General features: G+C 40.1%; 11 protein-coding genes. 9 read left to right on the top strand and 2 right to left on the bottom strand.

Features of this window, described 5'->3' with window-relative positions; genetic code table 11:
* Positions 1 to 12 precede the first annotated feature (12 nt).
* From gcvT to RIV7116_RS16955, 4 genes are all read left to right on the top strand, one after another.
* Complete coding sequence (gcvT, locus tag RIV7116_RS16970) at positions 13 to 1149, top strand: glycine cleavage system aminomethyltransferase GcvT (RefSeq protein WP_015119532.1); 1137 nt, start codon at positions 13 to 15, stop codon at positions 1147 to 1149.
* 180 nt (positions 1150 to 1329) lie between these two features.
* Entirely contained in the window at positions 1330 to 1719 is a 390-nt protein-coding gene (gcvH, locus tag RIV7116_RS16965) for a glycine cleavage system protein GcvH (protein ID WP_015119531.1), read from the top strand.
* A 433-nt stretch (positions 1720 to 2152) separates the two neighbouring features.
* Positions 2153 to 5038 (top strand): aminomethyl-transferring glycine dehydrogenase, encoded by a 2886-nt coding sequence (gene gcvP / locus RIV7116_RS16960; protein WP_015119530.1) that lies wholly within the window; start codon positions 2153 to 2155, stop codon positions 5036 to 5038.
* 1439 nt (positions 5039 to 6477) lie between these two features.
* Entirely contained in the window at positions 6478 to 8019 is a 1542-nt protein-coding gene (locus tag RIV7116_RS16955) for an iron uptake porin (protein ID WP_015119528.1), read from the top strand.
* A 1164-nt stretch (positions 8020 to 9183) separates the two neighbouring features.
* Here RIV7116_RS16955 and pgmB read toward each other — a convergent pair.
* A complete protein-coding gene (pgmB, locus tag RIV7116_RS16950) occupies positions 9184 to 12159 on the bottom strand; it encodes a beta-phosphoglucomutase (protein ID WP_015119527.1) in 2976 nt (991 codons plus the stop codon).
* A 599-nt stretch (positions 12160 to 12758) separates the two neighbouring features.
* Here pgmB and RIV7116_RS16945 point away from each other — a divergent pair.
* On the top strand, positions 12759 to 13586 hold the full coding sequence (locus RIV7116_RS16945; protein ID WP_015119526.1) for a phosphodiester glycosidase family protein: 828 nt from the start codon (positions 12759 to 12761) through the stop codon (positions 13584 to 13586).
* Positions 13587 to 13795: 209 nt separating this feature from the next.
* On the opposite strand, the gene RIV7116_RS16940 is transcribed toward RIV7116_RS16945, so the two are convergent.
* Entirely contained in the window at positions 13796 to 14074 is a 279-nt protein-coding gene (locus tag RIV7116_RS16940) for a hypothetical protein (RefSeq protein WP_015119524.1), read from the bottom strand.
* 226 nt (positions 14075 to 14300) lie between these two features.
* Here RIV7116_RS16940 and RIV7116_RS16935 point away from each other — a divergent pair, with 226 nt between their 5' ends.
* The 4 genes from RIV7116_RS16935 (at position 14301) to RIV7116_RS16925 (ending at position 18982) form a co-directional block, all read left to right on the top strand.
* Entirely contained in the window at positions 14301 to 15389 is a 1089-nt protein-coding gene (locus RIV7116_RS16935; protein ID WP_015119523.1) for a TniB family NTP-binding protein, read from the top strand.
* A gap of 582 nt (positions 15390 to 15971) precedes the next feature.
* Entirely contained in the window at positions 15972 to 16982 is a 1011-nt protein-coding gene (locus tag RIV7116_RS37015; protein WP_015119522.1) for a hypothetical protein, read from the top strand.
* Positions 16983 to 17380: 398 nt separating this feature from the next.
* Entirely contained in the window at positions 17381 to 18322 is a 942-nt protein-coding gene (locus tag RIV7116_RS37010) for a hypothetical protein (protein ID WP_232435809.1), read from the top strand.
* A gap of 279 nt (positions 18323 to 18601) precedes the next feature.
* Entirely contained in the window at positions 18602 to 18982 is a 381-nt protein-coding gene (locus RIV7116_RS16925) for a hypothetical protein (RefSeq protein WP_015119521.1), read from the top strand.
* The last annotated feature ends 49 nt before the right edge of the window (positions 18983 to 19031 follow it).

The raw sequence follows: 19031 nt of genomic DNA, 5'->3' as shown, positions 1-19031 counted from the left end.
CTTTATTTGTTTGTGGCTAATAAAGAAGAAATAGCTTTGGCTTTGGCACGAACGCCTTTATTTACGGCTGTACAAGATTTAAAAGCGCGGCTAACCAGTTTTGGCGGTTGGGAAATGCCGGTACAGTTTTCTGGTATTAGTAAAGAACATGAGGCTGTCAGAAGTAATGCTGGGATGTTCGATATTTCCCATATGGGTAAGTTTACTTTACAGGGAAAAAATTTAGTTTCTCAACTTCAGCGTCTGGTTCCTTCGGATTTAAGCCGTTTGCAGCCAAATCAAGCTCAATACAGTGTTTTACTGAACTCTGAAGGCGGGATTATTGATGACATAATTTTTTATTATCAAGGCGAAGATAACACTGGTTTACAAAAAGGAATTATCATCGTTAATGCCGCAACTACGGCTAAAGATAAAGCATGGTTGCTCGAACACCTGGATACTGGTGAGATAGAATTTCAAGATTTATCTACACAAAAGGTTTTATTGGCGGTTCAAGGACCAAAAGCCACTGAAATTCTGCAACAATTTGTGGAAGAAGATTTAACATCTGTTAAAGCATACGGTCATTTAGATGCAACAGTACTTGGTAAATCTGCTTTTCTGGCTCGTACTGGTTACACCGGAGAAGACGGTTTTGAAGTCATGGTGGAACCAAGTGTAGGAATAGAGCTTTGGCAGAAACTAATTGAAGCTGGTGTAGTTCCTTGCGGATTAGGTGCGAGAGACACCTTGAGGTTAGAAGCCGCTATGGCGCTTTACGGACAGGATATTGATGATACCACCACTCCTTTAGAAGCTAATTTGGGGTGGTTGGTTCACTTAGATACCAAAGGCGATTTTATCGGACGTGAAGTATTAGAACGACAAAAAGCCGACGGGGTTCAACGTAAATTAGTACGTTTGCAAATGCAAGGACGCAATATTGCCCGTCACGGCTACCCATTATTATCCGCAGGCAAAAAAGTCGGAGAAATTACTAGCGGTACATTATCACCGACACTTGGTTATCCCATTGCTTTAGCATACGTACCCGCAGATCTAGCAAAAGTTGATAATCAATTAGAAGTGGAAATTCGCGGTAAAACCTATCCCACAACTGTCGTGAAGCGCCCGTTTTATAAGTCAACAAGTCGCGTTAGTAAGTGAAAATTGGTAATTGGTAATTGGTAATTGGTAATTGGTAATTGGTAATTGGTAATGGGGCATGGGACATTGGACAACAAAGTTAGGAGTTATTTAACCTTTAACCTTTAACCTCTACCCTTTAACCTTTAACCTTTGACCTAAATACCGAATAATTAAAAATTAATAACCTGGGAGAAGAATATGGCTTTTGAATATCCAGATGATTTAAAGTACTTAGATAGTCACGAATACGTGCGTCTTGAAGGTGATAGCGCCACAATTGGTATTAGTGCTTTCGCTATCGATCAGTTGGGAGATATCGTATTTTTGGAATTGCCAGGAGTTGGTGACACTATAACTAAGGGAGAAAGTTTCGGTACGGTTGAATCGGTGAAAGCTGTAGAAGACTTGAATGCTCCGGTAACTGGTACCGTTACCGAATGTAATGATGCAATGGTTGATTCTCCTGAAAATTTGGCTGATGAACCTTATGGCAAAGGATGGTTAATTAAAGTCAAAGTCGAAAACAAGGGCGATATTGATGACGCAATGAGCGCGAAAGAATATAGCGCCAAGGTTGAAGGGGAATAGGAATGAGGTAAGAGGTCAAAGGTAGGAGGTTAAAGGTTTAATTAATACTCCTAATTTTTAACTCCTCACTCCTAACTTTTAACTCCTAACTCCTTTTAACATTAAATCGGAAGAAGTCCCACACCTACCGGCAAGGGAGGTGTTGGGATGAATTACGAACCAAATTCATGGTAAAATCAAAAATGTAGGTGTAACTCAATTAAATGCAGAAATGCAGCCTACAAAAAAAAAGAACAAATTATTTCTAAAAGTCCCTAGGGCGTAGGGCTTAAAAGCTCGGTAAATGTTCTCATAGAGGAGTCGCCGAGAAGCCTACGCCGACTCTTAAGAGCGGTGTAGGTGTGTCACTTAACAACTAACTACTAACAACTAACCACTATCGACGTTATTGTTGCAAAATATTAAGTAGTAACGTGTGGAGAATAATTAGTTAGTGGTAATTTATGCCCCTCGTAACTCGTCGTCGGATGAGCAAGCGCTCTCAAAAGAAAGTCAAACCGTGACTTCTTTTGCACAAAGACATATCGGACCAAGTTCTGATGATGTGGCGCAAATGCTTTCTGTTTTAGGCTTTGATAATCTAGAACAATTAATTGATCGAGCAGTTCCCCAAACTATTCGCACTGAAGGTAGTTTAAAGCTGCCAGAAGCGCAAAGCGAATATGCTGCATTAGAAACGCTCAAAGAAATTGCCTCCAAAAATCAAGTTTTTCGCTCGTTTATCGGCATGGGGTATTACGACAGTATTATTCCAGGGGTAATTCAAAGAAATATTTTGGAAAACCCTGGTTGGTATACTGCTTATACCCCTTATCAGCCGGAAATAGCTCAAGGAAGACTTGAGGCTTTGTTGAATTTTCAAACTTTGATTACCGATTTAACAGGTTTGGAAATTGCTAATGCTTCGCTGCTTGATGAAGCTACCGCAGCAGCAGAAGCAATGAGCATGAGCTACGGTGTTTGCAAAAATAAAGCCAACACTTTCTTCGTTTCTCAAGAATGCCATCCTCAAACAATCGCCGTGTTGCAGACACGGGCAGAACCTTTGGGGATTCAAATTTTTGTCGGAAACCACGAAACTTTTGATTTTTCTCAGCCCATTTTTGGGGCCATTGTTCAGTATCCTGCAACAAACGGCGAGATTTATGATTACCGTGATTTCATAGCTAAAGCTCACGAATCGGGGGCTTTGGTAACGGTAGCCGCCGATCCTCTGAGTTTAACTTTATTAACACCACCAGGAGAATTTGGTGCTGATATAGCTGTCGGAAGCACTCAACGCTTTGGTATTCCGTTGGGGTTTGGGGGACCCCATGCGGCGTATTTCGCAACGAAGGAAAAGTATAAGCGTCAGGTTCCAGGGAGAATTGTTGGTTTATCGAAGGATATTCAAGGTAAACCCGCTTTGCGTTTGGCTTTGCAAACCCGCGAGCAACATATCCGTCGCGAAAAAGCAACTAGCAATATTTGTACGGCACAAGTATTGTTGGCGGTTATGGCAAGTATGTATGCGGTTTATCATGGTCCTGAAGGAATCAAAAACATTGCTAAGAAGATTCATTCTTTAACTACGAAGTTAGCTCAAGGACTCAAGCAGCTTGGTTACAGCATTGAAAATGAATATTTCTTCGATACGCTGCAAGTAAATTTGGGAAGCTCTAGTAAAGAAGAGATTTTACAACGTTGCCAAGCAAAGAAAATCAACCTCCGCATTTTCGATGATAATTCTGTGGGAATTTCCTTAGATGAAACCATCACGGAGGCAGATGTAGAAGATTTACTAGAAATTTTCAACCTAGAAAACCTTCCCCCCTCTCCCCCTCTCACCCTCTCCCCCTCTCTTCTTCTTCCTCGCAAATCCGAATTTCTAACTCACCCAACATTCAACCGCTACCATTCGGAAACGGAATTATTACGCTATCTGCATCAACTAGAAGTGAAGGATTTATCGTTAACTACTTCGATGATTCCTTTGGGTTCTTGTACTATGAAGCTCAATGCTACCGCCGAAATGGTACCCGTAAGCTGGGCTGAGTTTGGAAAAATTCACCCGTTTGCTCCTTTATCGCAAGTGCGGGGTTATTCGCTGTTATTTGAACAACTTGAAAAATGGTTGGGTGAAATAACAGGTTTTGCGGGAATTTCGCTACAGCCTAATGCTGGTTCTCAAGGCGAATATGCAGGGCTGTTATCGATTAGGAGATATCACGAAAGCCGTGGAGAAAAACATCGTAATATCTGCTTAATCCCCACCTCCGCTCACGGTACAAACCCGGCGAGTGCGGTAATGTGCGGTATGAAAGTTGTGGCTGTGGCTTGCGACTCCGAAGGTAACATTGATATCCAAGACCTGAAAGAAAAGGCGCAGAAACACGCAAATGAGCTAGCTGCTTTGATGGTGACATACCCTTCAACTCACGGCGTATTTGAAGAAGGCATCAAAGAAATTTGTGAAATTGTTCATACCCATGGTGGACAAGTTTACATGGACGGTGCCAATATGAACGCCCAAGTTGGTATCTGTCGCCCCGGTGATTTTGGTGCAGACGTATGTCACCTGAATTTGCACAAAACTTTCTGTATTCCCCACGGTGGTGGTGGTCCCGGCATGGGACCAATTGGCGTAGCCGCTCATTTAGTACCTTTCCTTCCCGGAAATCCCGTAACCGCTTCCTCGGATGGTTCGGTTTCTGCCGCGCCTTGGGGTAGCGCTAGCATTTTGGTGATTTCCTGGATGTATATCGCCATGATGGGAGCAGATGGTTTAACTGAAGCCACCAAGGTAGCTATTTTGAATGCTAACTATATGGCGAAAAGGTTAGAAAAACACTATCCCGTTTTATATGCAGGTAAAAATGGCTTGGTAGCTCACGAATGCATCTTGGATTTACGTTCCTTGAAGAAATCGGCGAATATCGAAATTGATGATATTGCCAAGCGCTTGATGGATTACGGTTTCCATGCACCTACAGTATCGTGGCCCGTAGCAGGTACCGTAATGGTAGAACCTACCGAAAGCGAATCTCTTGAGGAATTAGATAGATTCTGCGATGCGATGGTTTCTATTCGCGAAGAAGTCGCACAAATCGAAGCCGGTAAGGTAGATGCTCAAGACAATGTTTTGAAAAATGCACCTCATACCGCCCAAAGTTTAATTGTAGGTGAATGGAATCATCCTTACACCCGCGAACAAGCTGCATATCCAGCACCTTGGACGCGAGAACATAAATTTTGGGTTGCTGTAGGGCGCATTGATGCTGCTTTCGGCGACAGGAATTTGATTTGTTCTTGTCCTTCGATGGAAGAGTATTCGGAATAGATTAAATGATTACAAGAAGTTAGTTATTGATAATTAACTAACTTCTTGCAGCATTTTCAAATAGCGTAAATAAACCCGGTTTCTTTTCGTAAAAGCATGAATTTCCGTCGTGTAGCGAACCAGGAAGAAACCGGGTTTATAAATTTGGGGCAAAATGTATGGTGATTTGTGCGGAAAGATATTATGTAATATACAGCACCTTGCAAGTAACCTAGGTACAGAAAAACTTGATAAAACTCTTGTGGTACGGGCATCTCTGCCCGTTATCATGTACCTCACAAAAATGAAATATGCTGTAAGTATTTGATATCAAGTTGAGATAAGCGTTTTCTAAAAGGGGCACTCAAGCGCAACTACGAACATACTATTTTAATCACAAGCGGATACGAACTATTGGCTACGCAAGATGCTCTCACTACAAGTTAAAACTTTAAAATTACTTTTAGTTAATTAAATAACTTTTCAATAAATTCAGGACTTACGTAATTGTCACAATACTCGGTTGGTGCGTGACACTACAAAACTTATTACTCCGTTGAAAATTAGTCAAAGTCACAGCACCCTACAAGGAAAATTTGCCGGTTGTGTAAGTCCTATAAATTGAAAAACAGGTATATTTAATCAGCACAATAATCATTTATTCTCCGGGATTAATTACTTAATTTAATATTTGTTTTAAAAATAGATATTGCTAATTACAAAAAGCTTTAAATAGTAGTAAAAATATCTAAATATATTATTATTGTAATATTTAAATGTCTATATCTATATTATGAAATATAGTTTTTAAGCTACTTAAATTCGTGGAAGGTATATATTGTAAGACTTGACACTACTTAATACATAAATACTTATCCATAAGTAACTGTTTACAAAAGTGTAAATACCTAAATTTTCAGGTAAATATAATAAGTAAAATACAATCATAATAAAGCACAACAAAATAATAAAAAAAATTGATTTATTTGCTTTGATGTTCTCAAATATACACCTAAAACCGGATACTCTCTGATAGATTTAGTACAGATAACTCAAGGAAGGAATTCAACGAAGATGCCTGATGATAAGCAGTAAATCCTTGAAAAGCGAACGACTCTGCATAAGCGTAGGAAAGACGGTTTTATTATGCAATCGGAGAGGAAAGGAGTCCGAAATGATTAGAGGTGAATACTGTATTAGGCAAGCGTTGTTGCGTCAGTAATCGTCAACAGAAGTAAGAAGAGAGCGCTTATCAAATTGCGTTCGGAGTAAGTAAGCATTTACCAATCTCTATAAGTTCAACCCAATGTCTTTATAAGGCAGTGGTCTTAAATGAACGGGAAAAAGCAATTGTGCGAAACTTCTTTGACTAATTGCTGAGGCTATATTCCCGCTTGTGAGATATCTGCCTACAAACGGAAAACTTCCTAAATTCCAATAGTGTGAGGAGACAATTAGAAATGGCGAAGCTTTTGCTAAACGTTTTGAAGCTAAGTCCAGTTGTTTTAGCTGCTACATTTTTCGTTTCTAACGGTGCTTTTGCTGCTGAGCAGAAAATGACCTCCGTTGATGAGTTAGCTCAGGTAACTTCCGTTGATAGCTTATCTGATATTCAGCCTTCTCACTGGGCTTTTCAATCTGTTAAGTCCTTAGTTGAGCGTTACGGTTGTGTAGCTGGTTATCCTGACGGAACCTACAGAGGTAACCGTTCCATGACTCGTTACGAGTTCGCAGCTCTTTTAAACGGTTGCTTGGATCGCATTACTCAGTTAATCGCTGCTAGCGGCAACACCAGCACATCTACTACAGATATGGCTGCTGTTAACAAGCTACGTGAAGAGTTCGGAGCGGAATTAGCTACTCTACGCGGTAAGGTTGATGGTTTAGACTACCGTGTTGCAGAGTTGGAAGGAGCTAACAAGTTCTCTAAAACCGCTAAGTTGAAAGGTGAAGCAATCTTCGCAGTATCCGATGTTTTCGGTGGTGAAGATACAAACGCTGGAGACAGCTTCGATCCTATTCTTACCAACCGCGTTCGCTTGGGTATTACAAGCAGCTTCACCGGTAAGGACAAGTTGTCTCTTCGCTTGCAAGCTCGCAACACCCCCAAAATCAAAGCCGGTGGCAACATGACCCGCTTAGGTTTTGATGGTGACAACGGAAACGACGTTGAAATCGACGAGTTGAACTACACCTTCAAACCTAGCAAGAAGCTCAGCGTTAAAATTGACGCTATTGGTGCTGAAATGCAAGGTAACGTAAACACTTTCAACCCTGTATTAAAGAGCAGCGGTTCTGGTGCTATCTCTCGTTACGGTCGTTTCAACCCCATCTACCGTGTAGCTAACGGACAAGGTGCTGTTACCGCTAAATACGGTGACAAGAAGTCCAAATTCGGTTTAGCTGCTGGTTATGTTTCCAACAACTCTGACGATACCAGCACTGGTATTTTCAATGGCGACAATACCTTCTTCGGTCAAGTTGAATTCAAGCCTAGCAAAAAGCTCAACTTAGGTGTAGCTTACGCTAGAGCTTACCGTGCTGGCGGTAGTGGATTCACCGGAAGTACTGGTAGCTCAAACGCTGACAAGCCTTTCAGTGGTGCTGCTGGTAACGCTGACATCTACAGCGTACAAGCTAGCTACAAGCTAAACAAGAAGGCGACTCTTGCTGCTTGGTATGGTATGGCTGACGTTGATGCACAAGGTAGCAACGATAGCGCAGATATCAACTACTGGGCTGCAACTTTAGGTATCAAAGATGTTGGCGCAAGAGGTAATACTTTGGGTATTATCTTCGGTCAGCCTCCTAAAGTTACTGACAACACCATTACTGCTAACGAAGATGGTGGTACCTCCTACCACTTAGAAGGTCTTTACAAGATGAAGGTTAACGACAGAATTACCGTTACACCTGGTATCTTAGCTATCTTCAACCCCGAGCATGACAACTCTAGAGACACCGTGTTTGTTGGTACAGTACGTACTACATTCAAGTTCTAATTTGAGTTAGTTTAACTAGAGGTGCGGCGCTGCCGCGCCTCTATTTAATCAAAATAAACAGAGGTTTAGAAGATAAGGACAATTAACTTTCTTCTGATATCGATAGTCGGACTTGCGAGATTATCACAACACGGGCAAAGACTTACTATTACGTTCAAAATAGCTGAAAGTTTGACACGCCCTAAAATAAAAAATTGCCACTTCAATTATTCTCAGGAAGAACTTTTTTATACTTGCAATTCTAAAAGTTGTCGGGACTTATGAGATTCTATTCTAGTCAAGGGATTAAAACTTGCAAATTGTAGATTATATAAGTCGCGAATATATTTAACTTTCAAGTTTTGTTGAGTCAATTTAATCTGCAACCTTTTACCTAAATTCCTAAAAAGTGCAATACAAATTATCTCTTGAACGCTGGTTTTTATTCCGCGACGAAAGTAGATGTATTGTTTTGAAAAGCGAATTCCAATATTTAATTGAATTAGTCAAGATTAGATTTTTTTACAGGTTTTGCTACTTCATTAGTAGCCGCAAATATGGGACACAAAATATTTCGTTTCAAACTGTGTCCAAATTTTCTTCTCACTCACACGGTAAAGGCATAATGGATTATCAGAATCCAATATTATGCCTTTTTTCTTATGGATTATTCTTTGGAAAAAGGTAATTGGGAATCAATACTGCTCGGTTAAGAGGAGATCCTCCCTAACCCTCCTTGAAAAGGAGGGAATAAAAGCCCCCTTTTTAAGGGGTTGGGGAATATGAAAACGAGTTTAGCGGCTTAACCGAGTAGTATTGAATTGGGATTAGTATTTATTCGTTCCCAGTCTTCAAGTTGGAAATGCATCGCCCAAGGCAGAGCCTTGGGTTTAAGCTGGAGCCAGAGACTCCAGAAACTGCGTTATAAAGCTCTGCCTTGTAACGAGATTAAAGTAAGTTTTAAAAATTTTAATTAAATAAAAAAAGGTGTTTCCGTTTGGTAAAACTACTTACAGAAACATCCTTGAATTCCAATAATGTGATGTGCAAAGTCTAACTAATTATTATTAGACTTTCAATGTGTTTAACTTAACAAAAATGAAGATACTTACTTAGCAAAAATAAGGGGCATAGAGAATTGAAATAACTCCCAATGCCCAATTACCAATTCCCAATTACCAATTATCAAATTTTGGCTTTTATTTGCTCAACCTGCTGTTTGTAATTAGCTAGATGCTGTTGCAAATCTTTCCAAGTAACTCGTTCTAAACTTGGTAATACAACGTGAGCTTTACCTACTCGCTCTTTTGGTCCTAATCCTACAACTTTCATCCCGGCAGCAAGCCCTGCTTCTATTCCTGCTGTCGCATCTTCAACGACGATACAGTTTTGAGGTGTTACTCCTAGCTTTTCGGCTGCGAAAAGGAATAAATCCGGTGCTGGCTTGGATTTAGTGACGCTGTAACCGTCGGCGATCGCCACAAATTTATCTGCGATTCCCAAGCGTTCAATTACAGTACGAGCATTTTTACTAGAAGAACCCAAAGCTATCTTAATTCCTGCTGCTTGCAATTCTTCTAATAATTCAGCCGCGCCGGGAAGCAAATCTTTAGGAGTAATACTTTGCATCAGTTCGATGTAGTAATTATTTTTACGCTCCATCATGTCCTGAATTTGTTCTTCAGTCGCAGGACGACCATTTAAAATACCCATCAAGGATTCTCTGCGGGGTATACCTCTCAAGGCTTCGTTAGCTTCTCTATCGAAGGGAATTCCTTCTTCATCTGCCAGCTTTTTCCAAGCTAAGTAATGAAATTCGGAAGTATCGGTAATTACTCCGTCTAAGTCAAAGATAATTCCTTCGATGCCAGGGGAAGATTCAGATGTGAAAGTTTGGGAGGAGGTAGAAATTATCGGAGTGGGAGTTGGAATAATTTCAACTTCCTTGTTTTCGTCTCCCCCATCAGCATTTAAATCAACTTGATACCATCGATCTTGCCATTGCAAGCGGAATTTCAAACGCTTCCAGTGGGAAGGAAGATTGGGATGAGCGGTGATAATTCCATTTTCTGAAATTCTTATTCCTGCAAATCCAAAGACTAATGCTTGCCAGACTCCACCCGCACTCGCTGCGTGAATTCCCTGATTGGCATTGCTGCGAACGTTGTCTAAATCTACCAGTGCAGCACGCATGAAATGAGTGTATGCTTCACCGGTCTGATTGAGGTCGCAAGCAATGATGGCATTGATTGCCGGACCTAAAGAAGAACCATAAACGTGGTCGGTACGGAGTGTATAATAATCCCAGTTTGCTGTCATCGTTTCTAAATCGAAGCGATCGCGCATCATGTAGAACAGCATCAACACATCCGGTTGCTTGAGTATCTGTCTGGCTTGGGTTTCTTCAACTCCCAAAATACCCTGCATCGATTTACTACGCGGCTCGTAATCATCAAAGTTGACGTATTCTAAATCGTAGAAGCCGTCAAATTGTTCGATTAAACCCGTTTCAGAATCTTGATTTAAATAGATATTATTGCCAATAAAAGCAAAGTTTTCTAGCTTTTGGGGATTGATATTTAGCTTCACTGCCAACTGAGTGGCTTTTTCGGGATGATTCTTTGTCAACCATTCCCACAATTTCGCAACAGTATTTAGATGCCACTGCACCATTAAATTAGTAAAGGCATTGTTATCAACCTGCTCGTGGTTTTCATCAGGGCCAATAACATTAAGAATATCGTAACTTTGACGCTGCTCGTTCCAGGAAACTCGACTTTCCCAGAAATTAGCAGTATCTAAAATCATTTCTGCACCATAATCGCACATCCATTGGTTGTCGCCGGTATTCTGCCAATAGTTCCAACTGGCATAGGCAATATCTGCATTGATGTGAATTTCAAGATCCCCGCACCAAATACGGACTAATTTACCGTTGGGATCGGGAACCCATTTAGGAGTTACTTCGTCCCCGGTGGTGGCACTTTCCCAAGCAAACATTGCTCCCTTATAGCCAAGTTCCTGGGCTTTGCGTCTTGCTCCCGGTAGAGTGTGGTAGCGGTAATTTAAGAGATTGCGAGCTAATGCTGGCTGGGTAAAGGTAAGTAAGGGAAGAATAAAGATTTCTGTATCCCAAAAAATATGCCCGCGATATTCAAAACCAGAAAGAGTTTTAGGAGGAATACTGACTTTATCGTCGTGACGGGGTGTTGCCGCCAAGATTTGAAAGATGTTGTAACGGACGCTTTGTTGTGCTTTTTCGTCACCTTCAATAATCACATCGCTATCTAGCCATACTCTTTCCCATGCTGCAATATGAGTTGCGAGCAGAGTGCTATAGCTGGGTGCTTCCACCAAATCAATTAAAGCGATTTCTGCGGGGGTAGATGTTTCTCGGGAAGTGTAAACCGTGACAATCTTTTCTACGGTTTTCGTTTCTCCCGGTTTTATATCAAAGCATTTTGTGAGTTCGGCGCTGCATTCAAATTCACGGGCAAAGCTATCGGCTTCATTTTCTAACTTCAACTTTGCAGCCATACCCAGTTCAATTCCTGAGTGCAAAGTTTTACTATGCAGCCAAATGATTTTATCCGTACCACCTTCTTTAACAGTCTGCCAATGTTCGATCCCTAGGGTATGGGGTTCAGCTTCAAAACCAGCAGTGACTTCAACTTCACCAGCATAATCATGGGAAGTAATTTCACAATGAATCGCTAAAAAATGTTGGCTAGCTAAGGAAACAAAGCGCTCAAAATGCAAATCTAAAGTATGTCCCGCAGGAGACTTCCAACGAACATCACGGCTTAAAATACCCAAACGCATATCTAATTGACGCTTGTATTCAAGTATCTCGCCGCTATCCATCCGAAAAGTTTCCCCAGCTACTTTGATAGTCAAGGGCAGCCAATTGGGGCAATTGACGATTTCCGTAGCTGCTATAGCCACATCATCGTAAATTCCATTGATAATTGTTCCAGCATGTTCGTGAATGTAGCCCTCTTCAAAACTACCCCGTACTCCCAAATAGCCGTTACCAAGGGTAAAAACTGTTTCTTTATGATGTAATTCGCTCTTCTTAAAATTTGTTTCTATAACTTTCCAGCCTGCTTCATCATTTAACTGCTGGGTTCTTGGAGAATTATTAACTGATAAACTTAACATTATTTATATAGCCTCTCTTCGCCTTTTACTGTGCTGGGATGGATTGGATTTACGCGAAATATTTACACGAAATATTTGTGGCGATTGATTTTGAGCTTTTATCGCCATTTAAATTGAATGCAGCAAAAATGCTTAGAAGCGGCATTCATATAAAGCCTTTAACAGCAATTTCCCTCTATAGATAGATTTGCTTAAGAGTTTGTTCTTAAACCGGGAAATGCAAGAAAAGATAAGAATTGACATATTTGCTTACCAAACGTACAAAACTATACGTTTAGAAACAATCTGTCATATTTTTCTCGGATCTAGATTGAGTAACCGGAATTTTTCTCAACAAGATAATTGCTATTGATGAACTGTATTTTTGAGTAAAACTGAAGACAGTCATTTCAAATAAACACAAATGCTTAGTAGCGCGGTAAACTAATTTTTTGGCTACAATTAAGCGTTTAATTAGATGGAAGGGAAGTGTTTGGCTCCCATTACCGTCTCAATGGAAATGACGATTAAATCTTGCTTCAAATTTTGACTTTGTTCGACAAAAAACTTAATTGACTGACAAATACATTTGAAATATTTGCCTATTGATCGCGAACAAAATGAGTAAAAAATTAATCAAACTTACAAAAATATCAGTCCTAAGTATTGCGATTAACTTGACTTTCACTAGCATAGACTATCCGGTAAAAGCGATACCAGCAACTTGTGGCTTTCAGTCTGTTTTAAAAGCCCCTGGAGTAAAAGTCTACTATAAAAATCGCCAAAGTAGTAAAAAAGAATTTATTACTGTCATTCAAACTACGAAAGCGCAAATAGAAAATTTGACTGGAACTGTATTTAGTATTCCTGCAAGCAAAGTAAGTAAAAAAACGCTTTCTCAGTTTTGGCAAGATGCTATTAGTAAGAATACTTCAACTAGAAAAGCAAAAGTTGTAATCAATGGTACATTTTTTTCTACCAAACAGAATCCTACAGGAATCGCTTTTGGTTTAAAAGCCCGTGGTAATATCGTCACTTACGGTTACGGTATCGCCAATGAATATCCGGGAGAAATTCGCACGTTTTCGTTCAATCCTCAAGCTGGTAATGCCCAGATTCAACCTTATTCTACAGAATGGTTTCGGCGTTTTCCGGAAGTTGTTGGGGCACTTGATGCAAATGCGAATAAAGCCGCAACAAAATATTTACCTAGAACTTTTGTAGGGGTGCGGGATGATAACGGCGATAATTTGAATGAGACGGTAATTTTTTATTCGAGTAATTATGCACGTCAGATAGATGCTAAAAATGCATTAACGTGCTTTGGTGCGAATGCAAGTGCAATGTTAGATGGTGGTGGGAGTACCGGGATTATAGTTGATGGCAAGCCGTTGATAGATACACCTAGGAAGATTCCTCATGCGATCGCAGTTTTTGAGGGGAGATGAGGGAGAGGCGGAAGATGAGGGAGAAGGGGGAGAGGGGGAAGAAGGGGTAGGGTGCTGTGACGGTTACGATACTTTTTCGGTGTAACAAAATTATTTGAAATTACCGTCACGCACCAATTAGCTCAACCGCTCTCACTCTGTAAGAGTGGAGCTACTACTACAAAGCCCACCTGCGTGGGCTAAATTCGGTTCACTTTTATCTAAACTAATTATTCATCCTTACTCTCGTCGTCAAAATTTTCGTTGACATCTTTAGTAACTTTAAAAGTTAGTAAAACTATTCTATTTATAATTCCTTGTGCTGTTTCAACTTTTTCTGCGGGCACCTTTCCAGAATATATTAATAGAACACTAGCGAAAGTCGTTATGATGCTTAACTTAAGTAGGTTAAATTTTAAATTGAATATTACACGCGCTTGGCGACACTTTTCTTGATAGATACTGTTGGATTTTTGGTTTTGTTTTGCGAGTTTATTTTGATTTTTCATATCTCTTAGCCGTAAAATTAATCTGATAATTCGATTAAATTTCCTCAGTAGTTGAGATTTCGGTTGAGCAATGGTTGGGTTACGGATGACTTTTAGGTGATATTTAGGCGAACAAAAATATTTACCGTCATTATTTAATCAACTCTTGTTGACTGCTTATTTGGGTGAATTACTTGTGCTGGCATCAAAAATAGGTAAAATCTAAACAGTTTTTCGCTCGAAAAGAATGGCGCGATCGCAAAGATTAGACTCCGAATATTTACCAAAAATAAATTCTGCATTGAAGCGTAACGGTTATCCCAGCAAGTCAAAATTTGCCGAACACGTAACACCATCATTATCTACCGTGAAAAACTTCTTCGCCGGGAAGCCGGTTGATTTTGAGTATTTCGTCGAAATTTGCGAAAAACTAAGTTTAGACTGGCAAGAAATATCGGAGAAAGAGATATTAGCAACGGATACCAGCCCACCCATCGAGGAAACCTCACCCTTCATTACAGGTTCCCCTATCAAACATCCGAGCAGATTTTTTGGAAGACAAAAGGAACTCAAGCGCTTATTTCAGATACTCAAACGCCATCCTTTACAAAACGCTGCCATTATCGGCAAGCCACGCATCGGTAAAACATCCCTGCTGCATTATCTGAAAAATATTACCGTTACACCCAAAGAAGAATTACGACAGCAACAAAAATCGGATTGGTTAACGCAACCAGAAATTTACACGTGGATATTTGTAGACTTTCAAGATTCACGCATGGCTAGTAGGGGAAATTTTTTAACTCACATTTTAGAAAATTTGAATTTGGAAGTACCAACACCATGCGATTTAGATCGTTTTATGGATGTAGTTAGCGACAACTTGAAAAATCCTACCGTTATATTGCTCGATGAAATTGGTGTCGGTTTACAACGCTGCGAAGAATTAGATGATGAATTTTGGGAAAGTTTACGCTCTTTAGGAACGAATCAGACGGGTGGAAACCTGGCATTTATCTTAGCTACTCACGAATCTCCAACAGAATTAGCAAGAAGCACGGGACATAGTTCGCCGTTTTTTAACATTTTTGGTTATACAGCTTATTTGAAAGAATTTACAGAATTAGAAGCGCGGGAATTGATAGCGAGTTCACCGATAGCTTTTGCTGAACAAGATGTGGAATGGATTTTGCAGCAAAGTTGTTGCGTACCGTTGTTGTTGCAAATTTTGTGTAGCGAGAGATTGTTTAGTTTAGAAGAAGGGGATGATGGGGAGGAATGGAAACAAGAGGGGTTGTTGCAGATGAAGCCGTTTGTTCATTTGTTGTATGAATAATTGGAGGCAGAGCCTCAAACCCTAGTTCCCAGGCTGAGCCTGGGAACCAGCAATAGCCCCCTTTGCAAAGGGGGGTTGGGGGGATCGAAAATATCTGGAACACCCTTATTCCCATTATTAGTGCGTAAATCCTATTAAATTAACTACAGTATTTTCGATTAGCATATCAAACCGCCTTGAAATCAATTTCAAGGCTCATATACAAAGTACGTTAAAACGCACTATAATCGCCTCAAAACTATACCCAGTCTGATTTATCAGACTTTGTCTTTGAGCCTGGGAATTTATTCCAAGGCGGTTGTGAAAGCTAACTGAGAATGGTGCAAGTTGTTAGTTAAAACGCAAATCGTACACCGTTATCGTTAAGCCCAAATACCCCCCTTGTAAGCCGCAGGCTTTCTCGCAGAGAAATCAATTTCAAGGCTCATATACAAAGTACGTTGAAACGCACTATAATCGCCTCAAAACTATACCCAGTCTGATTTATCAGACTTTGTTTTTGAGCCTGGGAATTTATTCCAAGGCGGATTCTAAAGCAAAACGAGAATTAATATTAATCTTATACAAAACAATGTCATCGCCATGACAACCCAACCCGACTACTCCAAAATCTACACCCACGCACCAGAACAACATCCCAATTTAATATTAGGTAGTTTGCAATTATTATTCTGGATCTTCTTTCGTCCTACAGCTTTTAAAAATCATCTGAAACGTATTCATCTCTTACTCGATACCGACACTTCACTTATTAAAGTATTGCGAAGAGAAAGTTATATCCTAAAAAAACCAGCACTCTGGAAATTTATACTACAGAGTTTTTTCATATTACCTATTTTATTAACTGTTTTAGCAAGGACAGTAGTTATTTTATTCCTAATGGCTTTTGGTGTGCCATTACAAGAAGCAATACCTCTGTTTCTTGCAAGCGTGGCGAGAGGTGTTTCTTATAGCATGTCTTATGGCATGGCGTTTGGCGTAGCAGGAAGCGTGGCATTTAGTGTGGCGGTCGGTTTGGCGGTCGGTGTGGCATTTGGCGTTGCGTTTAGCGTGGTATTTAGCCTGGTGGGAGGTGTAGCATTTGGCGTTGCGTTTGGCGTTGCGTTTGGCATAGCCTTGGGCGTGGCGTTCGGTGTGGCGTTTGGTGTGGCGGTCAGCGTGGTGGTCAGCGTAGCGGTCAGCGTGGCGGTCAGCATGGCGATCAGCGTGGAGGTCGGCGTGGCGGTCAGCCTGGGATCTATGATTCATTCATGGCGACCATTTTTATTTCATCCATTGTTAATTACTTGGAATTTCTTACTACATCGTTTCGAGCAAGGAAGAATCAGTAATCAACCTAGTTTATTACGCTTCCACCCAGCCTTTTGGGATGAGTGGTCATATATCCCATTTCAGGGGTTGGATAAGCATTTATTACTAGTTATTGAACGAAACCGAGAGGAAGGAGAAGCAGCAATTTATTATCTATCAAAAACTGGTCAACGTAGGGTTGCACAAGAAGTACAAATCTTATTCGATGTGCGAATATTGAGAGCTTGCCAAGATGTTAATGATATTGGTGAAATTGCATCTAAATTTCACCAATATCATTAGAAAGTCCTGTTGACTACATCTTAAATAATTTCCAACGCATCAGCCAAGATACAAAAGCAGCTTTAAAACAAACCAGTAATTACAATCAAAGGTTAGTACTTAAAAATGTTTGCAAAAACTTTGACACACAAATTCAAAGACTTAATCATAGCAATAATAAACACGCTTTTCGTTTCTACCCCATAACTATAAAATGGCGTGATATTATCAGCAACCACATAGAAAAACTCGCCAAAGAAACTGAACTCCGGCAAGAAATAGATTCCCCCTACATCATCGGTGTACCTCTAACACTTCAACAGCAAATATTCACTGGACGGGATTACATCGGAACTCGCATCGAAAAACTACTTTTAGACCGTCGTCGTCCACCTATACTACTCTACGGTCAGCGCCGCATGGGTAAAACTTCTCTTCTCAATAACCTTGGAAGGCTATTACCTAATTCCATTATTCCGATGTTTGTAGACTTACAAGGCGCACCTTCATCAGCGAAAGATTCTACAGGTTTTCTCTTCAATCTTGCCAAGCAAATGATAAATTCAGCCAAACGTCAAAGTGCTTTAACTTTACCATCCCTCACCCGCGAAACTTTAGAAAATGACCCTTTTATTAATTTTGACGAATGGTTGGATAAGGTAGAAGAAATATTAGAGCAAAATACCGGTTTACTAATGCTCGATGAGTTTGAAGTATTAGATAAAGCCATCAGTAAAGGACGTTTTGATGAAGAAGATGTTTTAGGAATGTTGCGTCATTTAATCCAACATCGTCCTAAATTCAAGGTGTTAATTGCAGGTTCCCATACCATTGAAGAATATCAACGTTGGGCTAGTTATCTCATCAACGTACAGGTGGTAAACGTCAGTTATTTACTCGAACACGAAGCCCGTAAACTAATAGAAAATCCCATCGAAGATTTTACCCTACGCTACGAACCGGATACTGTAGAAAGAATATTACAACTGACGCGCTGTCATCCTTTTTTAGTACAGCTTTTGTGTAGCGAACTTGTAGCGTTGAAAAACGAACAAGATCCATCAGTGCGGCGATTGGCGACTTTAGCTGATGTGGAAGCAACAATTCCAGAAGCTTTAAGTACCGGTAGTTTCTTTTTTGCCGATATTCAAAATAATCAAGTTGATGCAACGGGCTTGGAAATTCTTCGGTTTATCGCAGCTAATGGAGAAAAAGCAGTAGTTAGTGAAGAAACTATTGCGCTAGAGTTTCAAAATACAGATTATTCTAATGCTATGAGGTTATTATTGCAGCGAGAATTAATTGAGGAAGTGAATAGTGGTTATTGTTTTCAAGTAGAATTAATTCGACGGTGGTTTTAAAATAATAATATTTAAACAGAACTTATTCACTGGTTAATTATTTTAAGTGTATTGGGATTGCTTCCTTACGTCGCAATGACTATTATTGCCTTATCTCTAGATAAATCTTAGAGGATGTTTAGGAAGTCATAAATAAAACGATGTTATCTTAAGATCCCCCTAAATCCCCCTTAAAAAGGGGGAGCCGTTACCCCCCTTTTTAAGGGGGGAAGGGGGGATAATCCGAAAATTGGGCTAAAAACTATACTTTCCAAACATCCTCTTAGTTTAATTACAAATATGAAAATATTATCAATCATCTGTACAACCGGTTTTACACTTAGCGCGATCGCAACTTTATCTGCTTGCGGAAACCGCACCACTATGGAAGCTTGCACTATTCTTGAAATCGAAGATGCTGAAGTTGAATTTGATGTCGGTGATGTTGATATTGAGCGCGGGGAAGTTGAAATGGCTTGCGGCGATAAAATTCTTGATGTCACTTGGGGACAATTTCGCAGACGACTTCGCATAGATCCCGGTAGATATAAAAATAATTTACAAGCTTTTAAACGTCAGGTAAGGTGTGTTAGAGATGAACGTTCCAGAAGAAAGGAAGTATTGTGTCAAGCTCTTAATTCTAATGATTTTGTAGCTTTGAATTTTAGTTATGATGATTGACAAAGGTTAAAGGTCAAAGGTTTACTAATCATAGATTTGGGTCTTGATT

Source organism: Rivularia sp. PCC 7116, assembly GCF_000316665.1.
GTDB lineage: Bacteria > Cyanobacteriota > Cyanobacteriia > Cyanobacteriales > Nostocaceae > Rivularia.
The sequence above is the reverse complement of the archived record's forward strand: the minus strand, read 5'-3'. Positions and strand labels throughout refer to the sequence as shown.